This window comes from Acidimicrobiia bacterium (genome assembly GCA_036396535.1).
Classification (GTDB): Bacteria; Actinomycetota; Acidimicrobiia; order Spongiisociales; family UBA5794; genus DASWKR01.
Window position 1 is genome coordinate 110,029 of the sequence record DASWKR010000057.1, and the last position, 22,025, is coordinate 132,053.

Sequence of the window (22,025 nt, forward strand, 5' to 3'; positions counted from 1 at the left end):
ACGATTGTGCCGTGATGCGGCCAACCCGTCCCGCCCGCCGCGCCGACACCGGTGCTGGGCGCCCTACCAGGGCAGACCTGGCTCAGTTGCGGCGCATGCTCGCCTTCGTGCGCCCCTATCGGCGCCGGCTCGCCATCGCCCTCGTCGGCGTCCTCGTCGCCACCGCAGCCGGCCTGGTGTTCCCGAGGATCCTGGGGACCCTGGTCGACAGCGCACTTGCCCGGAGCGCCGCCGGCGACACCAGGGAGGTCGACCGGTGGGCAGTGATCCTGGTGCTCGTCTTCACGGTGCAGGCGGGGTTCAACTTCGTGCGCCTGTACTTCCTCTCATCCATGGGAGAAGGAGTGGTAGCCGACCTGCGCAAGGCGGTCTACGCGCATCTGATGCTGTTGCCCGTCCGCTTCTTCGACGGCCGCAAGACCGGCGAGATCACCAGCCGCCTCACGTCCGACGTCGGCACGGTGCAGGGCGCCGTATCGACGGCGTTGGCTCAGGCGCTGGCTCAGGTGGTCACGTTCATCGGCGCGGTGACGCTGATCGTCATCATCAGCCCGCCGCTCGCCCTCTCGGTACTCCTCTTTCTCCCGCCGATGATCATCGCCGGGGCGTTCTTCGGAAGGCGTTTGCGGCGGATATCGACGGAGTTCCAGGACAAGGTCGCCGAGGCGAATGCGATCGCGGAGGAGTCGATCGCCGCCAGCCGGGTGGTCAAGTGGTTCACATCCGAGCCCGAGATGATCGGGCGGTACGGATCGGCCGTCGACGAGTCGTACCGGGTGGCGCTGCGCAGAGCGAGGTGGCGTGCCGTGTTCACGCCGACGATCACGCTCGTGGCGTTCGGGACGCTCGCCTTCGTCCTGTGGCGCGGCGGGCGGCTGATCGCCGAGGGCTCGATGACGGCGGGAGACCTCGTGACGTTCCTCGTGTACACCCTCACGGTCGCCGGAGCCCTCGGGACGTTCACCGGGTTGTACGCCCAGCTCCAGGAGGCACTCGGCGCATCGCGCAGGATCTTCGAGCTCCTCGATGAACGAAGCGAGGTCACGGAGGTCGAGCACCCGACGGTCCTCGACGAGGTGGCAGGGCGGATCACCTTCGAATCCGTCTCGTTCGGATACGGCGACCGGGACGTCCGCGTGCTCGACGACGTGACGTTCCAGGTGCAACCCGGGGAGCTGGTCGCCCTGGTCGGTCCGAGCGGGGCAGGCAAGTCGACACTCGTGCAGCTGATCCCGCGATTCTTCGACCCCGATGCGGGGACGATCCTGCTCGACGACGTCGACGTGCGCCGGCTGCGGATCTCCGACCTCCGCAAGCACATGGCCGCCGTACCCCAGGAGACGCAGCTCTTCTCCGGCACCATCGAAGAGAACCTGCTGATCGGCAAGGCCGATGCTGTGCAGGAGGAACTCGAGGCGGCCGCGGCCGCCGCCAACGCCCACGATTTCATCGCCTCCTTCCCAAGCGGCTATCGCACGGTGGTCGGCGAACGTGGGGTGAAGCTGTCGGGTGGCCAGAGGCAGCGGGTCGCCATCGCCAGGGCGGTGCTCAAGGACCCGCGAGTCCTGATCCTCGACGAGGCGACCAGCTCGCTCGACTCCGAGTCCGAATCACAGGTCCAGGAGGCCCTCGATCGCCTCATGGGTGGCAGAACGACCATCGTCATCGCCCACAGGCTCTCGACCGTCCGCAACGCCGATCGGATACTGGTGATCGATGGTGGGCGCATCATCGAGGATGGCACCCACGACTCGCTGATCGCCCGGGCCGGGCTGTACGCCGACCTCTTCGAGCTCCAGTTCCGCGACGAGCCTACTCCGGCCTCCCCGCCCGACTGAGGTCAGGCGCCGCAGTCGAACAGGCGGAACACGGCGCGATTGTGGGCTCCCGGATCGCCGACGACCCAATAGGCGCGAACCCTCACCTCGTCGCCCGGCCCGTACTGCAGCGGGATGTCCCGAGACTTCGTGACCTTCTCACCCGGCTCCATCATCCTGAAGTCGTCGTTGTTCGGCCAAAGCTGCACCTCGTTCTGGTTGGAGTGGTTGGTGAGCCTGATGTCCACCGGCTGGGCGGTCGACTTGTTGTTCTTGACCGAGAATCGAACGCGATTCTCGCCGCTCGCACCGCAGTGCTGACCGGCGATGAACCACGGGCCGCGGGCCGCTCCCTGCTCGCAGTTGTCCGTCCGGAACCTCAGCTTGGCACGATGGGACGAGTCTTCGTCCTTCCACCTCGCAACCACCGAGCGTGACTTGTTGGGAGGCAGGTCGTAGACGAACTTGCCCTTCACCGTCTCGCCCCTCTTGACGGTCACCGGCCCGACGACGCGGTCCCCGTCGACCTTGATGACGAGCTGGTGCTTCTCCGAGTCCTTGTTCGTGACGCGATACCTGACGTATGGCGACCCCGTGTCGCATTGCCCGCCTGCCATGAAGAACGGCAGCGGGGTTGCCGGGATGGCCGAAGCACCCGGCGTCGGGAGGGCCGCCAGACCGACGGCGAGGATGACTGTCGTCGAGATCGTCCTCATCTTCCTGCCTCGGGTCATCACGAAAGTCCTCCTGTGCGCTTCCTCGTCATGAGCTTCCTCCGCAATCGAGGAGCTCGAACGCCACCCGGTTGTGCGCGCTCGGGTCGCCCGTCAGCCACCAGCCCCGCAGCCTGACCTCGTCACCAGGGCCGTACGGCGCCGGGATGATACGGTTCTTCGTGATCCTGGCACCACTTGCCATGGCCTTCGATGGTGCATCCGACGGCCAGATGCGGGTGGAGCCCTGGTTGAACTCGTTCGTCACCGTGGCGCTCATGGCGATCGTCTCGTCCGCGGTGTTCTCCAGCTTGAAGCGGACCTTGTTGTTGCCCGCTTTGCAGTACTGCCCCGCGATGAACCACGGCCCGCGCGGCTCACCGCCCGAGCAGAGGCTCAGGTGCATCAGGAGCGTGGCGGCGGCCTGGTGACCCACGTCGGACCAACGAGCGACCACCGACTTCACCGCGCTCCCGCTTGCTGTGTGCGAGAGCGTGCCAGACCTCGTCACACCCGGCTTGACCTTGATCGGGCCGACCACGTCCTGGCCCTCGACGGCGATCACGAGGTGGTGGGTGACGGCCTCCGTGTTCTCGACGCGCCATCTGATGTACCCGACGCCCTCGTCGGAGCATTGTGGGCCGGCCATGAAATACGGGACCGTCGTCTGTGGGACGGCCTGGGCAGCCGCGCCGATCGCGGTGAGCAACGTCGCGACGACGAAGGCGATGGCGGCGCACGGGAATGCGCACCTCAGGGTGAAGTTCCTACCAAGCATCTGTACGTGATCGTCCGAAGAGTCGCTGCCTGTCTCGGCCTGCTCCCACTGGACACGTGCTTCGACGCGATGCAGCGCGTGCGGCCCTACCGCCACGGATAGTAGTCGATGGTCACGTCAAGGCAAGGCTCATCCGTGGAATGATCCTCCGCTCTCCGCAAGGCTCGTGAGCAGCGGCGACGGCTCGAATCGACTCCCATGGTGCTCTGCGAGCCGGCGCAAGCGAGCCACTGCGCCGCCCGCGCCCAGGCGATCCAAGTACGCGAACGGGCCCCCGAGGTGCGGGGGGAACCCGAGCCCGAGCACGGCCCCGAGGTCACCGTCCGTGGCCCCACTGAGCACGCCGTCGTCGAGGCACCGCGCCGCTTCGTTCACCATCGCCAGGATCAGCCGGTCGCTGATCTCCTCCTGGGACGGCTTGGTGACGGACGTCGCTCCGACGAGGGCGGCGACCGTCGGGTCGGGCCGGCGCCTCTTCCCGCCCTCGTAGGTGTAGAACCCCAGTCCCTTCTTCCTCCCCATCCTGCCTGCTGCGACCAGGGAGGCGAGGCCCGGAGGCGGCGCCATCCGATCGCCGTATGCGTCGTGCAACACGGTGGCGATCTTGGCGGCCACGTCGATGCCGACCTCGTCGAGCAACTCAAAGGGGCCGACGGGGAAGCCGACCTGCTCCATCGCGCCGTCGACCACCCTGATCGATACGCCTTCGCCGAGCATCCGGGCCGCTTCGTTCACGTATGGACCGAGGATGCGTGTCGTGTAGAACCCTGGAGCGTCGTTGACGACGATCACCGTCTTGCCCTGGCGCCTCCCCAGATCCGCTGCGGTGGCGATCACGTCGCCGGACGTCTTCTCTGTGACGACGATCTCGAGAAGCGGCATCCTCTCGACGGGAGAGAAGTAGTGCATACCGATGACCCTGGTGGGGTCGGCTGCGTTCGCAGCGATGCGCGAGATCGGAATCGAGGACGTGTTGGAGGCAAAGACGGCGCCGGGGCCCGCAATCTCCTCGAACTGGCGCAGTACTCCGGTCTTCACCTCCAAGTCCTCGAACACCGCCTCGATGAGCAGGTCGACCTTGGCGAATCCGGTCCAGTCCGTCGTCACGGTCAGCAGGTGCTTGGACCGGTCACCGGTCGCCTCCGTCATCCTGCGGCCTGCCACGAGGCCATCGACTGCCGACCCAACGGCTCTGAGGACTCGCGCTGAGCTTTCGGTGCTCACTTCCTTGACGCGGGTCCTGACACCCGCCGTGGCGACCGTCACGGCGGCAATCCCGGAGCCCATCAGCCCACCGCCGACGACTCCGACGTCACGGGCACGACGGGCCGCCGGATACTCCTCGAGGGTGAAACCGCGCTTCGACGCTCGAGTCGCCAGGAAGATCGACATGAGCGCCCGCGCCTCTGGGCCGATGAGAAGCCTGCCGAACTCCTCGAGCTCGACTGCCGCTCCCGACCCCCGGCGGCGCCCGAGCCCTGCTCGGACGGCCCGGATGGCCGCGGCAGGCGCCGGGTAGTTCCCCTTCGTCTCTTTCGCCGCCCGCTGCTCGGCTCTGGCGAGCACCAGCCGACGCACGACGGGATTCGAATCGAGCCCGAGGCGGCGAGCCGAAGGGGTGAGCGAGCGACGGGAGCTCCTCTGGCCGGCGCCCTCCCGAGCCAGCCCACGAGCCGTCCGCAACAGGTGTTCGTGCGGGACGATGACGTCGACGAGGCCGATGCGTGAGGCCTTGCGGGGGCGCACCGAGCGCCCGGTCAGGATCATCTCGAGCGCCGCCGGAAGCCCGACGAGTCTCGGAAGGCGCTGGGTTCCGCCCGCCCCTGGGATCAGCCCGAGGCGGATCTCCGGGAGGCCGAGCTGCGTGCGTGCCTCATCGTCGCTGGCGACTCTCGCCGAGCAGGCGAGGGCCACCTCGAGGCCGGCGCCCAGGCACGGGCCGTGGATCGCGGCGACCACCGGCTTTCCGCCTCTGCGGCCGAGCTTCTCGAGGCGATCGAGGGCGGCGTGCATTCCGGCGAGCCGGGCGACGGCCTCGGACGAGTCTTCGAGCGTCATCAGCCATCTGACATCGGCACCTGCCATGAAGCTGTCCGGCTTGCCGGACGTCAGCACGATTCCACGCACCGCTGCATCGGATGCACATCGATCGATCGCAGCGAAGAGGGATTCGGCGACATCGGGATCCAGCGTGTTGACCGTCTCACCAACTCGGTCGACAACGATGACGGCGATGTCGTCATCGATCTCGACGCGGACGTGACCGCCGACCTCGGCGTGCGAGTCGTCTGCTCCGGCCCTCATCGGTCGAGGACCAGGGCCGCCCCGAGCCCTCCGGCCGCGCACTGTGCGATCAGCGCCGTTCCGCCGTCTCGCCGCTGCAGCTCATTCGCCATTGTGAGCGCCTGACGAGCACCTGTGGCCGCGAACGGGTGACCGAGGGCGATCGAGCCACCGTACAGATTGAGCCGATCCTCGTCGATGGGCCCCACCGCCCCGTCACGGCCCAGGTTACGACGCGCCCAGTCGTCGGAACCGAACGCAGCCAGGTTCGACAGCATCTGAGCCGCGAAGGCCTCGTGGAAGTCGACCACGTCGATGTCGGCCATCGTCAACCCAGCCCGATCCAGGGCGTCCGGCACGGCAAAAGCCGGACCCATCAGCATCTGCCAGGACGGATCGATGGCCGCAAACCCCCACGATCGGACGAACGCCTTCGGCTCGATGCTCCTCTCGTGGCAGGCCTGCTCGCTCATGAGAACGATGGCCGCCGACCCGTCAGTCAGAGGAGAGGAGTTGCCCGCCGTGACGGTCCCGTTGACGCGGTCGAACACGGGACGCAGCGATGCCAGCTTCTCGAGGGTCGAGTCGGGCCGCAGTATGCCGTCGCGCCGCACGACGACCTCGTACGCCGCCGGAACCGCCACGGTCATCACCTCGTCGTCGAAGACGCCCTTCTCCCACGCGTCGGTCGCCTTGCGGTGCGACTCGAGAGCGTAGAGATCCTGGGCTGCGCGATCGATGCGGTTCTCGCGCGCCATCTTCTCGGCGGCCTGACCCATCGTCAACCCACTCGAGAGGTCGGCGAGGGCCGGCGGACGTGGCACGAGATGCTTGGGACGGAGCCCGGCGAACGCTCTCGTCTTCGAGATGGCGTCCTTGGCCGCTCCCGCCCTCATGAGGGCGTCGACGACCGCGCCGTCGTAGGTGATCGGCGGGCGCGACAGGCTGTCTGCTCCCCCGGCGATCACGACGTCTGCCGACCCCTCGATGATGGCCCGCGCCCCATCGACGATCGCCTGGGTGGACGTGGCGCACGCCCGGCTCACCGAGTAGGCATCGACCCTCGCAGGGAGCCCCGATCGCAGCGCCACCTCGCGGGCGATGTTGGGAGCGGCGACGTCTGCGACGACTGCGCCGAAGATCACGAGATCCACGTCGTCGTGGGACAAGGGCGAGCGGGCGAGCAACTCTGTCATGTTGGCGGCTGCGAGATCGAGGGCCGAGAGCTCCTTGAACGTCGTGGCGGACTTGACGAACGGTGTGCGCAGGCCACCCACGATGGCAACCCTGCGTTTCTCTCGTGGCGTCACGTGTCACGTCCTTTCGGCCCGCCGGCCGTGCGCCGAATCCTAGAACTTGAGCGAGAGCTCAATTTTCGCGGCGAACAAACGCCGGGCCACACCGCAGATCACTGCTTGCACGACTTCGTGTTCTCCCCCTCGTAGCAGAAGTCCTTGCCGGGGCCGCCCCGCAGCCTGTCGCGCTGCGGACCGCCCCAGAGGACGTCCGCCCCCTTGCGACCGAAGAGACGGTCCCTGCCCCTCTCTCCGTACAGCGTGTCGTCGCCATGGCCGCCGTAGACGTAGTCGTCGCCGTCGCCTCCGAAGACGACGTCGCGCTTCTTTCCACCTCGAATGCTGTCAGCGCCCGATCCACCGTAGATGGTGTCCTGGCCGTCGCCACCGCAGATGGTGTCTCTCGCGCCGAAGCCCTGGATGAAGTCGTTCCCGTCTCCTCCGGCGATCACGTCCCGGTCGGGAGTGCCCTGCAGGAAGTCGTCGCCGCTCGTGCCGGAGATCGTCACCTTCTTGCCCTGGCACGTGTTCGGCACCCCGCCCGCCTGCGAGAGCGGCCCAACCACCATCGCGGAGAGCACTGCGAACGCCACGACCGTTCTCTTCCGCATGGCGCCAGACCGTACCAGCAAGTGGCACGTCGCTGGTGTGGGCCGTGCCCCCGAGGAGCGTGCCGGAACGGCCGGACACGGTTCAGCCGACCTCGGTGCGAGGTGCGCTCGGCCCGGGACAAAGCGTCATAGCCTGAGGAGATGGCGATCCTCTTCGGCCTGATGGCGGCCGTCTTCTCGGGCTCGGGCGACTTCCTGGGCGGACTGGCGAGCCGGCATGGCCGCATCGTGGCGATCGCGATCGCGTCGCACCTGGCCGGCATCGTCGCCACCTTCGCAATCGCACCGTTCGTCGGGGGCAACCCGACGGCAGTCGATCTGGGGTGGGGCGCGGCTGCAGGGGTCTGCGGAGCGATCGGCATCGTGGCGCTGTACACCGGATTCTCTCGAAGTGACATCGCGATCGTCTCCCCGATCGCCGCGGTCGGCGCGGCGGGATTCCCTGTGGCCTACGCCTTCATCTCGGGCGATCGACCGGGAACCCTGACGACTGCGGGTCTCCTGGTCGGAATGGGGGGGATCTGGCTCATCAGCCGAGGGAGGTCGACGACGAAGGGGACGCACGCTGGTGTCGGGGTGGCATACGGCGTCGCCGCCGGCCTCGGCTTCGGGTGGCTCCTCGTCTTCCTCGGACTCACGTCACAGGATGCAGGCATCTGGCCGCTGGCCCCGGCCCGGGCCGCCGGAGGCGTGTTCCTCGTGTTCGTCGCCCTGGTCCTGCGAAGAGACCTCGTGCCTTCCAGGCCGGCGGTCGCGCCGCTCGTAGGGGCGGGCGCCGCCACCATCGTCGGAAACGGGGCGTTCATCCTGGCGACGCAAACCGGCTCACTGGCGGTCGCCTCGGTTCTCGCCGCGATGTTCCCTGCGGCAACCGTGGTCCTGGCGCGGCTCGTCATGTCGGAGCGTCTCACGAGGACACGGCTGGCAGGCCTCGGACTCGCTCTCATCGCAATCGGCATGGTGGCCGCCGGCTGAGACTGCTCGCCGGTGACACTCGCCTGACCGGCCCTCGTCATCTGGGGCGCTCGCCCCATTTCCCGAACGAGGCTGTATTTCCACGGGCGCACTGCCGATAAACCCGACCATGATCTTTCGCCGTCGCAAGAAGGCCGAGGAGGAGATCCCGACCGGAGAGTGGCTCGAGTCACCGGCCGGATCGGGAGACGACTCGCGCAAGAGCTACTCCGATGCCATGACGGACCGGCTCCATCGCCTCAATGGCTACACGTACGAGTTCAAGGCCGAGGAAGCGGCCGAGGTCGAGGCTCGCCTCCGGCGCATGTTCTACGGCGCCAAGGTCGAAGGCGCCACGCCGGACGACATCGTGTCGGCGAATAAGCGCCAGAACCGGTACGAGCAGCGCTGAGCGCTCTTCGGAGCCAACCAATCCACGCCAAGCCCGGAAGGTTGCCCGCCGCTCACGAGTAGAGTTGGTGCCTGTCCGGGAATGGTGTTCGGAGGTGGGAAACACGACGCCCTGCGCGACGGGACGCGTCGTCGGTCGGCGCATCGAGGCGTCCGGATTCGTCGTGCAGGAGCTTTCCCGCCTTCTCCACCTCCTAGGTCGGCCATCGAAGAGCGCGCTGCTCGAGGTGGCTGTGCGAGCGAGAGCGACCGGTCTACCCCCCTTGCCGGTCGCTCTTGCTCAATCTGAGCACGCCGGCGCGCGGACTAGTCACTCCGTCGGGGGGACCATGCGGTCGCCCGATATACTCGGTTGCCGCCCCGACTCGAGGCAATGGATCTCACCCTTCTCGCCGCAGAGCTCGAACCCGATTTCGTCGACGTGTTCGCCGAGTTCGACGAAACGCGCGTCCTGACCCCCCCCGTCCCCGTCGACCTCGGTGGCGTGGCCGCCGACGTGTATCCCGACGACCTCGACGAGGACACGGCGTACGAGATGATCGGCGCAGCCGCCCCGAGGATGCCCATCATCACGTTGCGATGGCACGAAGACGGCGCCGAGCCGTTCGACACCACGCTCGACCTCGTCCCGATCGGCGACCTGGTGTACGTGACGGTGTCACCGGACTATGCCATCGAGCAGTCCTGGGAGGCCATCGCAGCCTTCGCCGGATACACGCCGGCGGTCGATGCTCCGTTCTTCCTCGAGTTGATGAAGGACAACGGCACCCGCCTCGGCCTCGACCTGCTCTCGAGCCTGCCGACCACCGTGATCACCAAGCGCCTCGAGCCGATCACAGTGCTGCTGGCGTGGCGGCTGTACCTCAAGTGGGACGAGGAGCGGAACCAGGGTGCCTGGCGCACCGCAGCCGAGTACCTTCCATCCTCGCTGCGGCGATTCTCGAGGCTGGAGGAGGCCGCCAAGGCGGTCGCCGGCGGAGGAACGCCCGAGCAGCAGGACGAGTTCCTCGCCTCGTACGTCGCCGCGACGTACGAGGGTCTCGTCGCCCGCTCGACGTGACCCTCGTACTTCGCGGCGAGGTACGAGGCGGCGACGTCCCATGAGGCTGTCCGAGTACGCCGATCACGACGCCGTCGGCCTTGCATCGCTCGTCGCAGCGGGTGAGGTGGCGCCGCGCGAGCTGCTCGACCTGGCGATCGAGGCCTGCGAGGCCGTCAATCCTCGCATCAACGCCGTCATCGCGACAGATTTCGAGAGGGCGCGGCGCGCCGCCCGAGCGGATCTGCCGGACGGGCCTTTCCGGGGAGTCCCCTTCTTGGTGAAGGACCTCACGGTCGAAGAGGGCAAGGTGACGACGTTCGGGTCCGTGTTCTTCCGCAACTTCACGGCGGAGACGAGCGCAACCATGGTCTCGCGCATGCTTGCGACGGGTTTGATCTCGCTCGGGCGCACGAGCACACCGGAGTTCGGCCTGCTGCCGACGACGGAGCCGACGCTGTTCGGCTCGACGAAGAACCCGTGGAGCCTCGACCACTCGCCGGGCGGCTCGAGTGGGGGTTCGGCGGCGGCGGTCGTGGCGGGGGTCGTCCCGATGGCCCACGCCAGCGACGGGGGAGGGTCGATCAGGATCCCCGCTTCTGCGTGCGGGATCTTCGGTCTGAAGCCGAGCAGAGGCAGGATGCCTCGGTTCCCGGCGTCCGCGGCGGACATCGTCTCGACGGACCTCTGCGTGAGCAGATCCGTCCGCGACACGGCAACGATGCTCGACGCGACGCACGGCGCCGTCCCCGGGGACCGTTACTTCGTCGCGCCGCCCGACCGCCCGTTCGCCGAAGCAGTTGCTCGTGACCCTGCCCGGCTTCGGGTGGCGTACAGCCTCCACGACCTGCGGGGCGAGAGACTCGACGACGACTGCATCGCCGCCGTCGAGTCGACGGCGACCCTGCTCGACGAGCTCGGACATGAGGTGATCGAAGGGCGCCCCGTTCTCGACGCCGACGCCCTAGCAGACGCCTTCCTCGAGCTGTGGGCGGCGCTGGCCGCCAACGCCTTCGAGCTGATCCTCGCCGAGGTCGGGAGGAGGAGGATCGGCCGCGCCATGAAGAGGGTGCTCGGCGACCACAGGACGCTCCGGGTGCTCGCCAGGCTCGACGAGCGCAAGACTGGCATGCCCGCCTTCGAGCCGTTCACGCGGATGCTGGTCGACAGGTCGCGCCGGCTCAGCCAGGGCCACTACCTCCTCACCGACGCATACCTCCAGGCCACGTCGTACGAGCTGGCCCGCTTCTTCGAGAGCTGCGACGTCTGGCTGACACCGACGCTCGGGTCGGCGCCTGTGAGGATCGGCGAGATCGACCAGTCCGTCGAGTGGGAGGTCATCCGTGAACAGGTGGAGCGCTACGTCCCGTTCACGCCGATCGCCAACTTCTCGGGGAGACCGGCGATGAGCGTTCCGCTCCACTGGACCGGCAACGGACTCCCGGTCGGCTCCCACTTCCTCGGCGAGCCGGGCGCCGAGGCAACCCTCCTCGGCCTCGCCGGTCAGCTCGAGCGCGCCCGGCCGTGGTGGAACAGGCGACCGCCGTCGTCGATCGACGCCACATGAGAGACCTCGGCTCCGGGGCCAGGGCATCAGGAGAGGTGGTCATCTCGAGGCACCGAACCGTGGTGGCGACGTAGCGAGGTCGAGCGGCCACGAGGTTCCCGGCAAGGTTCCCGACCGGCGACTCACAGCTTCTCATGGCCAAGCCGACCGCCAACTACGAGCGGGGCAACGAAGAGGCGTCAGCGATAGGCGTCGACCGGCGGGCAGGCACACACGACGTTGCGGTCGCCGTACTGGGCGTCGATCCGGCCGACCGGCGGCCAGTACTTGTCGCCGCGCAGCGAGTCGACGGGATAGGCGGCGCTCTCACGGGAGTACGGCCGATCCCACGAATCGGAGACGACATCCTCCGCCGGGTGGGGGGCATTGCGCAAAGGGGACGACTCGACCGCGACGGCGCCGGAGGCGATCGTCTCCACCTCCGCCATGATCGAGAGCATGGCGTCGCAGAACCGGTCCAGCTCGTCCTTGCTCTCCGACTCGGTCGGTTCGATCATGAGGGTTCCCGCGACCGGGAACGACATCGTCGGAGCGTGGAACCCGTAGTCGATGAGCCGCTTGGCGAAGTCGTCCACCGTGACTCCGGCCTTCGCCTTGACGTCGCGCAGGTCGACGATGCATTCGTGGGCGACGAGACCTGCGGGTCCGGTGTAGAGGACCCGGTACGCCCCCTCGAGACGCTTGGCGACGTAGTTGGCGTTGAGGATCGCCACCTCGGTCGCCGTCCGCAGTCCCGCTGCCCCCATGAGCGCGATGTATGCGTACGAGATCGGCAGGATCCCCGCCGATCCCCAGGGAGCACCTGCGACGGCGCCGACGCCGTCTGCCGAACCCGCCTGGTCTGGCACCAGCGGATGACCCGGCAGGAAGGCTTCGAGGTGTGCCTTGACACCGATCGGGCCGACGCCCGGGCCTCCCCCACCGTGCGGGATCGTGAACGTCTTGTGGAGGTTCATATGCGACACGTCACCCCCGATGTCACCGAGTCGGGCAACCCCGAGGAGGGCGTTCAGGTTGGCTCCGTCGATGTAGACCTGGCCGCCGTTGTCATGGACGATGTCGCAGATCTCTCGCACGGCCTCCTCGAACACCCCGTGCGTCGACGGGTATGTGATCATCAGGGCGGCCAGCCGCGGCGCGTGCTCCTCGGCCTTGGCCCGCAGATCGGCGACGTCGACGTTGCCGTGCTCGTCCGTGTCGACGACCACGACCCGGAGTCCTGCCATCGCAGCGGAGGCCGGGTTCGTCCCGTGCGCCGAGGCCGGGATGAGGCACACGTCGCGAGAGCCCTCTCGGCGACTCTGGTGGTAGCCGCGAATCGCCAGCAGCCCTGCGAACTCCCCCTGGGATCCGGCGTTCGGCTGCAGGGAGACGGCGTCGTAGCCCGTGAGCCGAGCCAGCCACCGCTCCAGCTCCTGGAACAGCTCGAGGTACCCCTCCGCCTGGTCGAGCGGGGCGTACGGGTGGATGCCGGCGAACTCCCGCCACGTCACCGGGATCATCTCGACGGCGGCGTTCAGCTTCATCGTGCAGGAGCCGAGCGGGATCATCGACCTGTCGAGGGCGACGTCCTTGTCCTGGAGCCTCCGTAGGTAGCGCAGCATCTCGGTCTCCGAGCGGTGCCGGTGGAACACTGCGTGCTCCAAGTAGCCGGACGTCCTCAGCAGTGCCGTCGGAAGCCCACCCGGCGCCGGTACCAGGTCGGCGACGCGCCGATCGACCAGAAACGATTCGAGAACGGCGTCGACGATCTCGAGCGTCGACGTCTCGTCGAGCGCGATGCCGACGTGATCCTGGTCGACGAGCCGCAGGTTGATCCGCCTGTCCTCCGCGGCGGCGACGACCTCCTCGGCGCGCCCGGGCACCGCGACGGTCACCGAGTCGAACCATGTCTGGTTGACCCGATCGAGCCCCGCCGACCGCAGACCGGCGACGAGCAGCGAGGTGAGATGGTGGATGCGGTCTGCGATCGCTCGCAGACCCTCCGGGCCGTGGTAGACGGCGTACATCGCAGCCATCACGGCGAGCAGCACCTGCGCCGTGCAGATGTTGCTGGTCGCCTTCTCACGGCGAATGTGTTGCTCGCGCGTGGCGAGCGCCAGACGCAGAGCCATGCGGCCGTTGGCGTCCTTCGACACCCCCACGATGCGGCCGGGCATCGACCGCTTGTACTCATCACGGGTCGCCATGTAGGCGGCGTGCGGACCTCCGAACATGAGCGGGACGCCGAAACGCTGCGTCGTCCCGACCACGATGTCCGCTCCCATCTCTCCGGGCGGCGTGAGCAGCGTGAGCGCCAGCAGGTCGGCGGCCACGCACACGAACACGCCGCGGCCTCTCAGCCCCTCGATCAGCTCGCGGTCATCGCGAACCAGCCCGGACCCGCCCGGGTATTGCAGGAGGACGCCGTACGGGGAGGCCGCCATGAGATCGCGATGCGGATCGCCGACGACGACCTCGATGCCGATCGGCTCCGCCCGCGTCCTGAGCACTTCGACGGTCTGCGGATGGCACTCGGCGTCGACGAAGAACACGTCGCTCTCGATCGTCGCCAGCCGCTTGCTCATCGCCATCGCTTCAGCCGCCGCCGTCGGCTCGTCGAGGAGCGAGGCGTTGGCGACCTCCAAGCCCGTGAGATCGATGACGACGGTCTGGAAGACGAGCAGAGCCTCGAGCCTGCCTTGGGAGATCTCCGGCTGATACGGAGTGTATGCGGTGTACCAGCCGGGGTTCTCCAACACGTTGCGGAGCACCACGGCCGGGGTGTGCGTGTCGTGGTAGCCGAGGCCGATGAGCGACGTGTAGACCTGGTTCTTGGCGGCGATGCGCCGCAACCTCTCGAGGACTTCGGGCTCCGTCATCGGACCTGGGATGTCCGGCAGGGAAGAGCTGCGTATCGACCTGGGCACGGCCGCGTCGAGCAGTCCGTCGAGCGACTCGACTCCGAGAGCAGAGAGCATCGATGCGACGTCGGCGTCCCCGGGCCCGACGTGCCTCGAGACGAAGTCGGTGCGAGGTTCTCTCATCATGCGACCCCCGTTCGGGTAGCGCCGGCACGGCGTTGTGCAGTGCCCCGCTCTGTCGCCGCTACCTGAGAGATTCACCCAGGCCTGGGCCGTGGGCTTTCACCGTCGGTGGGGTGGTCGAGCCACCCGCTCTCCAGAGTCGCCTCGTGCCGGCGGTACGGGTGCCTGAGAGTTTCCCGGGGCGGTTGCTCCTTCGGCGCCGAGCCGTACGACCCGGGCTCTCCCGCCGGCCGTCAGCAGCGATCAGGAGGCTAACGCCTGATGACCCACGCACGGGCGATCGTGTCGCCGTGCCAGGGAGGGCCGTTTCCCCTCCCGGGTAGAGTCCCGCTCGAGGGAGGGTGATGGCCGGCGCAGCTCTCACGACGGAGCAGCAGATCGACGTCTACCACTGGATGCGGCTCGCCCGCACCTTCGACGACCAGATGGTGGCGATGTGGAAGCAGGGGCGGGGTGTCGGAGGGACCTTCAGCGGCAGAGGCCATGAGGCGATCGCCGTCGGGGCCGGCTACGCGATGGAGAACGACGACGTCGTGGCCCCCATGCACCGTGACCTCGCCTGCTACCTGCTGCGCGGGCTCCATCCGCGCAGGATCATGGCCAACCTCCTCGGGAGGGCGACCGGCGTCACGGCGGGTCGCGACGCCAACCTCCACGGCCTCGGCGACCTCGATCTCAACCTCATCGGTTTCGTGTCTCACCTCCCCCAATCGATGGCTACGGCCGCCGGGGCGGCGATGGCATTCCTCTACCGAGACGAGCCGCGTGTGGCCCTCACGTTCGTGGGGGACGGCTCATCGAGCACCGGCCTCTTCCACGAGACACTCAACCTCGTTGCGGTACAGCGGGCGCCCCTCGTGACGATCGTCGAGAACAACCAGTACGCATACTCCACCCCGCTCCACCAGCAGATGGCCGTGGAGGACATCGCGGCGCGCGGACCGGCCCACGGCGTACCGTCGATGATCGTCGACGGCAACGACGTCGAGGCCGTGTTCGCCGCGACTGCCGAGGCGGTCGGCAACGCTCGGTCGGGTGGTGGCCCGTCTCTCATCGAGTGCAAGACGATGAGGATGCTCGGCCACGCCATCCACGACGGCGCCGAGTACGTGCCCCGCGAGCTCCTCGCAGAGTGGGAGAGCCGCGATCCGGTGGTCACGTACCGCAGCCGACTCGTCGAGCGGGGAGTGGCGGAGGAGGCGCTGGAAGGCATCGACGAAGGATGCGCCGTGATCGTCTCTGACGCCGTGCGCTTCGCCGAGGAGTCCGACTGGCCGGACCCGGCGACGGTCGCCGATGGCGTTTACGCCGGATGACGACCGGATCGAACTTCGGCTTCGCAGACGCCGACGAGGAAGCCGCCGGCCGGGAGCTCACATACATCGCCGCCATCAGCGAGGGGCTTCGCGAGGAGATGGCGCGCGATCCCGCCGTGCTCGTGCTCGGCGAGGACGTCGGCGGCGACTTCGGCGGTGCCTTCAAGGTCACGAAGGGCCTGGCGGAGCAGTTCGGCGACCGACGAGTCGTCAACACGCCGATGACCGAACACGCCTTCATCGCCGCCGCCACCGGGATGGCACTCATGGGTCTGCGCCCCGTCGTCGAAGTGCAGTTCGCCGACTTCATATCGACGGGCTTCGACGCCATCGTCCAGTTCGCGGCGACGAACCACTACCGCTGGGGGGCGCCGGTTCCCTGGGTCATCCGCGCCCCGAGCGACGGGGGGATCTCGTCCGGCCCCTTCCACAGCCAGAACCCGGAGGCGTGGTTCGTGCACACCCCCGGGCTCAAGGTGGTGGCTCCCGGCACGCCGGCCGACGCCAAGGGCCTACTCGTGGCCGCCATCAGGGACGACAACCCGGTCATCTACTTCGAGTCGAAGCCTCTGTACCGGTCGATGCGCGGCCCGGTGCCCGAGGGCGAGCACATCGTGCCGATCGGCGTGGCTGCCGTCTCGCGTCCCGGGACGGACGTCACGCTGGTCTCCTACGCAGCCATGCTGCGGGAGTGTCTGGCTGCGGCGGACGAGGTGGCGCCACAGGGGATCGACGTCGAGGTGATCGACCTGCGGTCGTTGAAGCCGCTCGACATCGACACCGTTCTCGCCAGCGCCGCCAAGACGGGCAGGGTGCTCGTGGCGCACGCCGCCAACCGCCTCGCAGGCGTCGGAGCCGAGATCGCGGCCGTGGTGGCCGACCGGGCGTTCGAGCACCTCGACGCTCCGGTTCGAAGGCTCGGCGGCCTCGACGTGCCCGTGCCGTTCAGCCCGCCGCTCGAGCAGGCGTACCGGCCCGACAAGACGAAGATCACCGCCGCCTTGCTCCAACTGGCACGGTACTGACGGCGCCGACATGGCTGATCCGCTCCCGCGGGCCGGGAGGCGGCGCGCCGGGCCGAGCCGAGACTCTCGGCCGATCGTCAGCCTTGGCCCGTAGACGACGAGCAGTCGGCGTGGCCGCAGACGCACCGATCGCCGTCCGTGATGTCCTGGCGGCACGACGGCCCGCAGTATGGGTCGTGGCTCTCGACTCGGCATGTGCACATGGCGTGTCCGCACTCCATTGGCGCTCCTTCCGGCAGCTCGCCGAGCCACTACCCGATACCGGCCGTCACGAGACGTGACCCTCGGGAGGCGTTGTCCGAGTTCCCGCTCCTGTTCCCTCGACGTCACGCAGCGTTCAACTCGAATGCGTAGGGTGGGCGTACGCGACCGGAGGAAGGGGAACCGTGGACGTCATCTCGAGTCGACAGAGAAGGCTGCGCTGGGTCATGGTGCTCGCCATGCTCACGGCGGCGCTGCCGCTGCTACCCGCGACAGCCCGCGCCGAGTCGACGAGCCTCGTGATCAACGAGGTCGATTACGACCAGCCGAGCACGGACAGCGCCGAGTTCGTCGAGATCAAGAACGTCTCGGCGGAGACCATCGACCTGAGTGGGTTCTCGCTCGTCTTCGTCAATGGCTCGGGTGGAGCGATCTACGACACGATCCCGCTCACCGGCATGCTGGCGGCAGGCGACTATCACGTCGTGTGCGCCAACGCCACCACCGTCCTCAACTGCGACCTCGTTGACGACCCGGCGACGAACTTCATCCAGAACGGCGCCCCCGACGCCGTGGCGATCGTCTCGGGAGGCGCGGTCGTCGACGCCGTCTCGTACGAGGGCGATACCGTCGCCCCGTACACCGAGGGCTCGGGAGTCGGAGTCATCGACGACGGTGCCGCCGGGCAGGGAATCTCCCGTTGTGCCGACGGGGTCGACACCGACCAGAACAACGTCGACTTCGCCTCCAACCGGGCCATCACCCCCGGCGCCGAGAACGACTGCGTCGACGAGCCACCCCCGGCATCCGGCCTCGTCGTGAACGAGGTCGACTACGACCAGCCGAGCACCGACAGCGCCGAGTTCGTCGAGATCAAGAACGTCTCGGCGGAGACCATCGACCTGAGTGGGTTCTCGCTCGTCTTCGTCAATGGCTCGGGTGGAGCGATCTACGACACGATCCCGCTCGCCGGCATGCTGGCGGCAGGTGACTATCACGTCGTGTGCGCCAACGCCACCACCGTCCTCAACTGCGACCTCGTTGACGGCCCGGAGACGAACTTCATCCAGAACGGCGCCCCCGACGCCGTGGCGATCACTTCGGGAGGCGCGGTCGTCGACACCGTCTCGTACGAGGGCGATACCGTCGCCCCGTACACCGAGGGCTCGGGAGTCGGAGTCATCGACGACGGTGCCGCCGGGCAGGGAATCTCCCGTTGTGCAGACGGGGTCGACACCGACCAGAACAACGTCGACTTCGCCTCCAACCGGGCCATCACCCCCGGCGCCGAGAACGACTGCGTCGACGATCCCGCAGGCGACTTCGGCGCGTGCGGGGATGCCGCCACGCTCATCCACACGATCCAGGGATCCGGGAACGCCAGCCCCCTCGCCGGCGAGATCCACGTCGCCGAAGGCGTCGTCACCGGCGACTACCAGGTGGGCGGGCTGAACGGCTTCTACGTCCAAGAGGAGGATGCGGACGTAGACGCCGACCCGCAGACCTCGGAGGGCATCTTCGTGTTCGCTCCCGGCGCGAACGACGTCGCCCCCGGTGACGTGGTGCGCGTCCAGGGGACCGTGACCGAGTTCAATGGGCTCACCGAGATCGGGACCGTGATCAACCTGGCCGTGTGCTCGTCGGGGAACGCCCAGCCGACCTCGACCGCCGTGACCTTGCCGGTCTCGGCGATCACCGACTGGGAAGCGACCGAGGGCATGCTGATCACGATCGACCAGGATCTGTTCGTGTCCGGCAGCTTCACGGCCGGTCGCTTCGGCGAGGTCGACCTGGCGGTCGGCGGACCGCTTGACACGCCGACGAACGTCGTGGCGCCCGGCCCACCGGCGATGGCCCTGGCCGACCTCAACGCCAGGAGCAGGATCCAGCTCGACGACGGGAGCACCGCGCAGAACCCGCTGCCCCTGCCCCCGTACTTCGGGCCGGACGGGACGCTGCGCATCGGGGACTCGATCCCCGACCTCACAGGGGTCTTGAGCTTCAGCTTCGGGGTCTATGAGGTGCTGCCCGTCGGCGCCATCGAGTTCACCCGTGAGAACGAGCGGCCGCTGGGCGCTCCCGTCGTCGAGGGATCGATGACGATCGCGGCGTTCAACGTGTTGAACTACTTCATCACGATCGACAATGCCGGGCCGATATGCGGGCCGGCACTGAACCAGGACTGCCGAGGGGCAGACACCGCAGACGAGCTGGCGAGGCAGCGGGCCAAGATCGTCGCCGCGCTGGCCGAGCTGGATGCCGACGTGGTCGGCTTGATCGAGATCGAGAACGCCCCGGACGACGCTCCGATCGCCGACCTGGTTGCCGGCGTGAACGACGTCGCCGGGGCGGGCACGTACGACTACGTCGCCACCGGGGCGATCGGCACGGATGCCATTCGGCAGGCGTTGATCTACAAGCCGGCGAACGTGACACCGGTCGGGGCCTTCGCCATCCTCGACTCGAGCGTCGATCCGCGGTTCGTCGACACCCTCAACCGGCCGGTGCTCGCACAGACCTTCCAGGAGAACGGGACCGACGACCTCGTCACGGTGGCGATCAACCACCTGAAGTCGAAGGGCTCGAACTGCAACGACGTGGGCGACCCCGACGTGGGAGACGGGCAGGGCAACTGCAATCTGACACGGCTGGCCGCCGCCGAGGCACTCGTCGACTGGCTGGCGACCGACCCGACGGGGAGCGGCAACGGCCAGGCGATCATCATCGGGGACCTCAACTCGTATGCGATGGAGGATCCGATCACGGCCGTCAAGGCGGCCGGGTACACCGACCTGATCGCCAGCTTGGAGGGCACCGGCGGCTGGGAGGACGGGGCATACTCGTTCAACTTCAACGCCGAGTCCGGGTACCTGGACCACTCGCTCGCCAGCAGCGAGCTGATCGCCCGGGTGCGCGGCATCGGTCACTGGCACATCAACGCCGATGAGCCGACTGCGCTCGACTACAACAACTTCAACCAGCCGGCGCTGTTCCAACCGGACGAGTTCCGGTCGTCGGATCACGATCCCATCGTCGTCGGGATCTGCGAGACGACGGCGCCGGTCGTCGACGTCGAGGCGAGCCGACGGTTCATCCTGATCCCCAACCATCGATACCGGAACGTGTCGACCGAGGTGTTCGTCGAGGACGCCGACCCGGACGCCACGATCGAGTTGGTGTCGGTGACCTCTGACGAGCCGGACGACGCCCCGGGCCCGTTCGACGGGAGAACGAAGAACGACATCGTCATCATCGACGACTTCCACTTCAAGCTGCGAGCAGAGCGACACCTGTTCGGCGATGGCAGGACGTACACCATCACCTACCGGGTGACCGACTCCTGCGGAAACGCCACCGAGGCGTCGGCCGAGGTCTTCGTGGTGCCGCTGTTCTTCTTCCTGTGAGCATCTGGGCGTCCCGCTCCCCTCAGGAGCGGGACGCCCACCGATCAGACGACCCGCCCACCAGCCTTCCAGACCTGTTCGATGCCGCCCCGGAGTGCAACCACGTCTGCCGGGTCTGCTGTCGCCACGACGACGTCCGCCAGCTTGCCCGGCTCGAGCGAGCCGAGCTGCGCCTCGAGGCCCATCAGCCTTGCCGCCTCGATCGTCGCCGCGGCGAGGGCCTGATCGCTCGTCATCCCTCCTGCCACCATCAGCTCGAGCTCTTCGAGGTTCTCTCCGTGGGGGGTCACCGCCGAATCGGTACCCATGGCGACCTTGACGCCTGCCGCCACGGCCCGGCGGAACGAGTCGCGGTGGACGTCGAGCACCTCACGGGCCTTACGGATCGCCGCATCGGAGATCTGGGCTCCGGCTGCGACCGCCTTCTCGACCCCCGTCGGCGCCACGAGCGTCGGCACGAGGTACGTCCCCCGCTCCAGCATGAGCTCGATCGCCTCGTCGTCGAGGTAGATCCCGTGCTCGATCGACCGGATGCCCGCCCTGATGGCGTTCTTGATGCCGGTCGCCGCCTGGGCGTGCGCCATCACCCACACCCCTGCGGCCGTGGCCTCTGTGACGAGGACGTCGAGCTCGTCGGGACGGAAGTGCGCATGGGTGGGCTCGTCTCTCGGAGACAGCACGCCACCGGAAGTCGCCACCTTGATGACGTCGGCACCTGCCCGCACGAGCTCCCGAACCTTGCGCCGCATCTCGTCCGGCCCGTCGACCAGGCCGTCCGGCCGGCCGGGGTAAGGGGTCGCCAGGCGCACGGTCGCCCCCGAAGGCAGCCAGCCGTCGCCGTGGCCTCCGGTCTGGCTGAGCATCGCTATCGAGATCTGCATCCGCGGCCCGTCAACGAGCCCGTCGTCGACCGCCTCCTTCATCCCGAGGTCGGCGCCGCCTGCATCCCGGACCGTGGTGATCCCGGCCTCGAGGGTGCGCTCCATGTTCCCGACCGCCAAGTAGAAGTTGTAGGACAGCGGTGTGTGGAGATGGCGCCAGATGTTGATGTGCGTGTAGGCGAGGTGGACGTGACAGTCGAAGAGCCCCGGGAGCAGGAACCTGCCGGTGCAGTCGATCGACTCGTCGCCATCGAGGCCCCGTCCAACGTCGACGATCCTGTCGCCTTCGACCACGACGTCACTCGCTGTCCTGCCGAGCACCGGATCGACGACCGTACCTCCGGACAACACAACTCGTGCCATGCAACCTCCTTGGTTGCACGACCCTATCCGGGCACGCCGGCGATCGCCGGTGAGGCGGGTCACGGGTATCGGTGGACCCTCCGCTAGCCTCCGTTGCGGCAGGGAGGAGAGAAGGCGTGCGGGCCAAGCGATTCCTGGCGGTCGTGGCCGCCGTGATCGGCGCTGCCGTGCTCATACCCGCCACAGCGGCGACCGCGGCAACGGTGACGGTTGAGCGTCGGGTGGGGGCGTCCGGCGGGGACGCCGAGGAGGCCCAGGACGGCCGGATGTCTGCCACGTCTTCTGATCTGGAGTTGGTCGACGACTCGTCACCGTTCTTCAACCAGAAGGTCGGGCTCCAC

The 22,025-nt window shown here is 68.0% G+C and carries 16 protein-coding genes and 1 riboswitch; of the genes, 9 read left to right on the top strand and 7 right to left on the bottom strand.

Annotated elements, in window-relative coordinates; translation table 11 throughout:
- Nucleotides 1-14: 14 nt before the first annotated feature.
- The gene (locus VGC47_10305; GenBank protein ID HEX9855697.1) at nucleotides 15-1,838 is read left to right on the top strand and encodes an ABC transporter transmembrane domain-containing protein; all 1,824 of its coding nucleotides are present in this window, start codon (nucleotides 15-17) and stop codon (nucleotides 1,836-1,838) included.
- 2 nt (nucleotides 1,839-1,840) lie between these two features.
- Here the strand turns inward: VGC47_10305 and VGC47_10310 are convergent, their stop codons facing one another.
- The 5 genes from VGC47_10310 to VGC47_10330 all read right to left on the bottom strand — a co-directional run bounded on the left by VGC47_10310 (nucleotide 1,841) and on the right by VGC47_10330 (nucleotide 7,497).
- Complete coding sequence (locus tag VGC47_10310; protein ID HEX9855698.1) at nucleotides 1,841-2,551, bottom strand: hypothetical protein; 711 nt, start codon at nucleotides 2,549-2,551, stop codon at nucleotides 1,841-1,843.
- Nucleotides 2,552-2,579: 28 nt separating this feature from the next.
- Complete coding sequence (locus tag VGC47_10315; protein HEX9855699.1) at nucleotides 2,580-3,308, bottom strand: hypothetical protein; 729 nt, start codon at nucleotides 3,306-3,308, stop codon at nucleotides 2,580-2,582.
- Between the two features lie 129 nt (nucleotides 3,309-3,437).
- Complete coding sequence (locus VGC47_10320; GenBank protein ID HEX9855700.1) at nucleotides 3,438-5,612, bottom strand: 3-hydroxyacyl-CoA dehydrogenase NAD-binding domain-containing protein; 2,175 nt, start codon at nucleotides 5,610-5,612, stop codon at nucleotides 3,438-3,440.
- Nucleotides 5,609-6,901: an acetyl-CoA C-acyltransferase gene (locus tag VGC47_10325; protein HEX9855701.1), complete on the bottom strand. Its 1,293-nt coding sequence runs from the start codon at nucleotides 6,899-6,901 to the stop codon at nucleotides 5,609-5,611. The genes VGC47_10320 and VGC47_10325 overlap by 4 nt, the downstream gene beginning before the upstream one ends.
- 98 nt (nucleotides 6,902-6,999) lie before the next feature.
- Nucleotides 7,000-7,497, bottom strand: coding sequence for a calcium-binding protein (locus VGC47_10330; GenBank protein HEX9855702.1), 498 nt, complete (start codon nucleotides 7,495-7,497; stop codon nucleotides 7,000-7,002).
- 141 nt (nucleotides 7,498-7,638) lie between these two features.
- On the opposite strand from VGC47_10330, the gene VGC47_10335 reads away from it, so the two are divergent.
- The 4 genes from VGC47_10335 (at nucleotide 7,639) to VGC47_10350 (ending at nucleotide 11,468) form a co-directional block, all read left to right on the top strand.
- Nucleotides 7,639-8,472 (top strand): DMT family transporter, encoded by an 834-nt coding sequence (locus tag VGC47_10335; protein ID HEX9855703.1) that lies wholly within the window; start codon nucleotides 7,639-7,641, stop codon nucleotides 8,470-8,472.
- Nucleotides 8,473-8,581: 109 nt separating this feature from the next.
- Complete coding sequence (locus tag VGC47_10340; GenBank protein ID HEX9855704.1) at nucleotides 8,582-8,863, top strand: hypothetical protein; 282 nt, start codon at nucleotides 8,582-8,584, stop codon at nucleotides 8,861-8,863.
- 372 nt (nucleotides 8,864-9,235) lie between these two features.
- Nucleotides 9,236-9,922: a hypothetical protein gene (locus VGC47_10345; protein ID HEX9855705.1), complete on the top strand. Its 687-nt coding sequence runs from the start codon at nucleotides 9,236-9,238 to the stop codon at nucleotides 9,920-9,922.
- A gap of 40 nt (nucleotides 9,923-9,962) precedes the next feature.
- The gene (locus VGC47_10350) at nucleotides 9,963-11,468 is read left to right on the top strand and encodes an amidase family protein (protein ID HEX9855706.1); all 1,506 of its coding nucleotides are present in this window, start codon (nucleotides 9,963-9,965) and stop codon (nucleotides 11,466-11,468) included.
- 179 nt (nucleotides 11,469-11,647) lie between these two features.
- Here VGC47_10350 and gcvP read toward each other — a convergent pair whose 3' ends face one another.
- Nucleotides 11,648-14,494 carry an aminomethyl-transferring glycine dehydrogenase gene (gene gcvP / locus VGC47_10355; protein HEX9855707.1) on the bottom strand — a complete coding sequence of 949 codons (2,847 nt, stop codon included), beginning with the start codon at nucleotides 14,492-14,494 and terminating at the stop codon, nucleotides 11,648-11,650.
- A 143-nt stretch (nucleotides 14,495-14,637) separates the two neighbouring features.
- Nucleotides 14,638-14,730, bottom strand: a riboswitch (glycine riboswitch).
- A gap of 108 nt (nucleotides 14,731-14,838) precedes the next feature.
- Between gcvP and VGC47_10360 the strand changes: the two genes are divergently transcribed.
- From VGC47_10360 to VGC47_10370, 3 genes are all read left to right on the top strand, one after another.
- Nucleotides 14,839-15,810, top strand: coding sequence for a thiamine pyrophosphate-dependent dehydrogenase E1 component subunit alpha (locus VGC47_10360; protein ID HEX9855708.1), 972 nt, complete (start codon nucleotides 14,839-14,841; stop codon nucleotides 15,808-15,810).
- A complete protein-coding gene (locus VGC47_10365) occupies nucleotides 15,807-16,835 on the top strand; it encodes an alpha-ketoacid dehydrogenase subunit beta (protein ID HEX9855709.1) in 1,029 nt (342 codons plus the stop codon). The genes VGC47_10360 and VGC47_10365 overlap by 4 nt, the downstream gene beginning before the upstream one ends.
- A gap of 386 nt (nucleotides 16,836-17,221) precedes the next feature.
- Nucleotides 17,222-20,440, top strand: a complete 3,219-nt coding sequence (locus VGC47_10370) for an ExeM/NucH family extracellular endonuclease (GenBank protein ID HEX9855710.1) — start codon at nucleotides 17,222-17,224, stop codon at nucleotides 20,438-20,440.
- Between the two features lie 44 nt (nucleotides 20,441-20,484).
- On the opposite strand, the gene VGC47_10375 is transcribed toward VGC47_10370, so the two are convergent.
- Nucleotides 20,485-21,684 carry an amidohydrolase family protein gene (locus tag VGC47_10375; protein ID HEX9855711.1) on the bottom strand — a complete coding sequence of 400 codons (1,200 nt, stop codon included), beginning with the start codon at nucleotides 21,682-21,684 and terminating at the stop codon, nucleotides 20,485-20,487.
- A gap of 116 nt (nucleotides 21,685-21,800) precedes the next feature.
- On the opposite strand from VGC47_10375, the gene VGC47_10380 reads away from it, so the two are divergent.
- Nucleotides 21,801-22,025, top strand: a 225-nt coding sequence (locus tag VGC47_10380; GenBank protein HEX9855712.1) for a hypothetical protein, incomplete at its 3' end; no start/stop codon positions are given.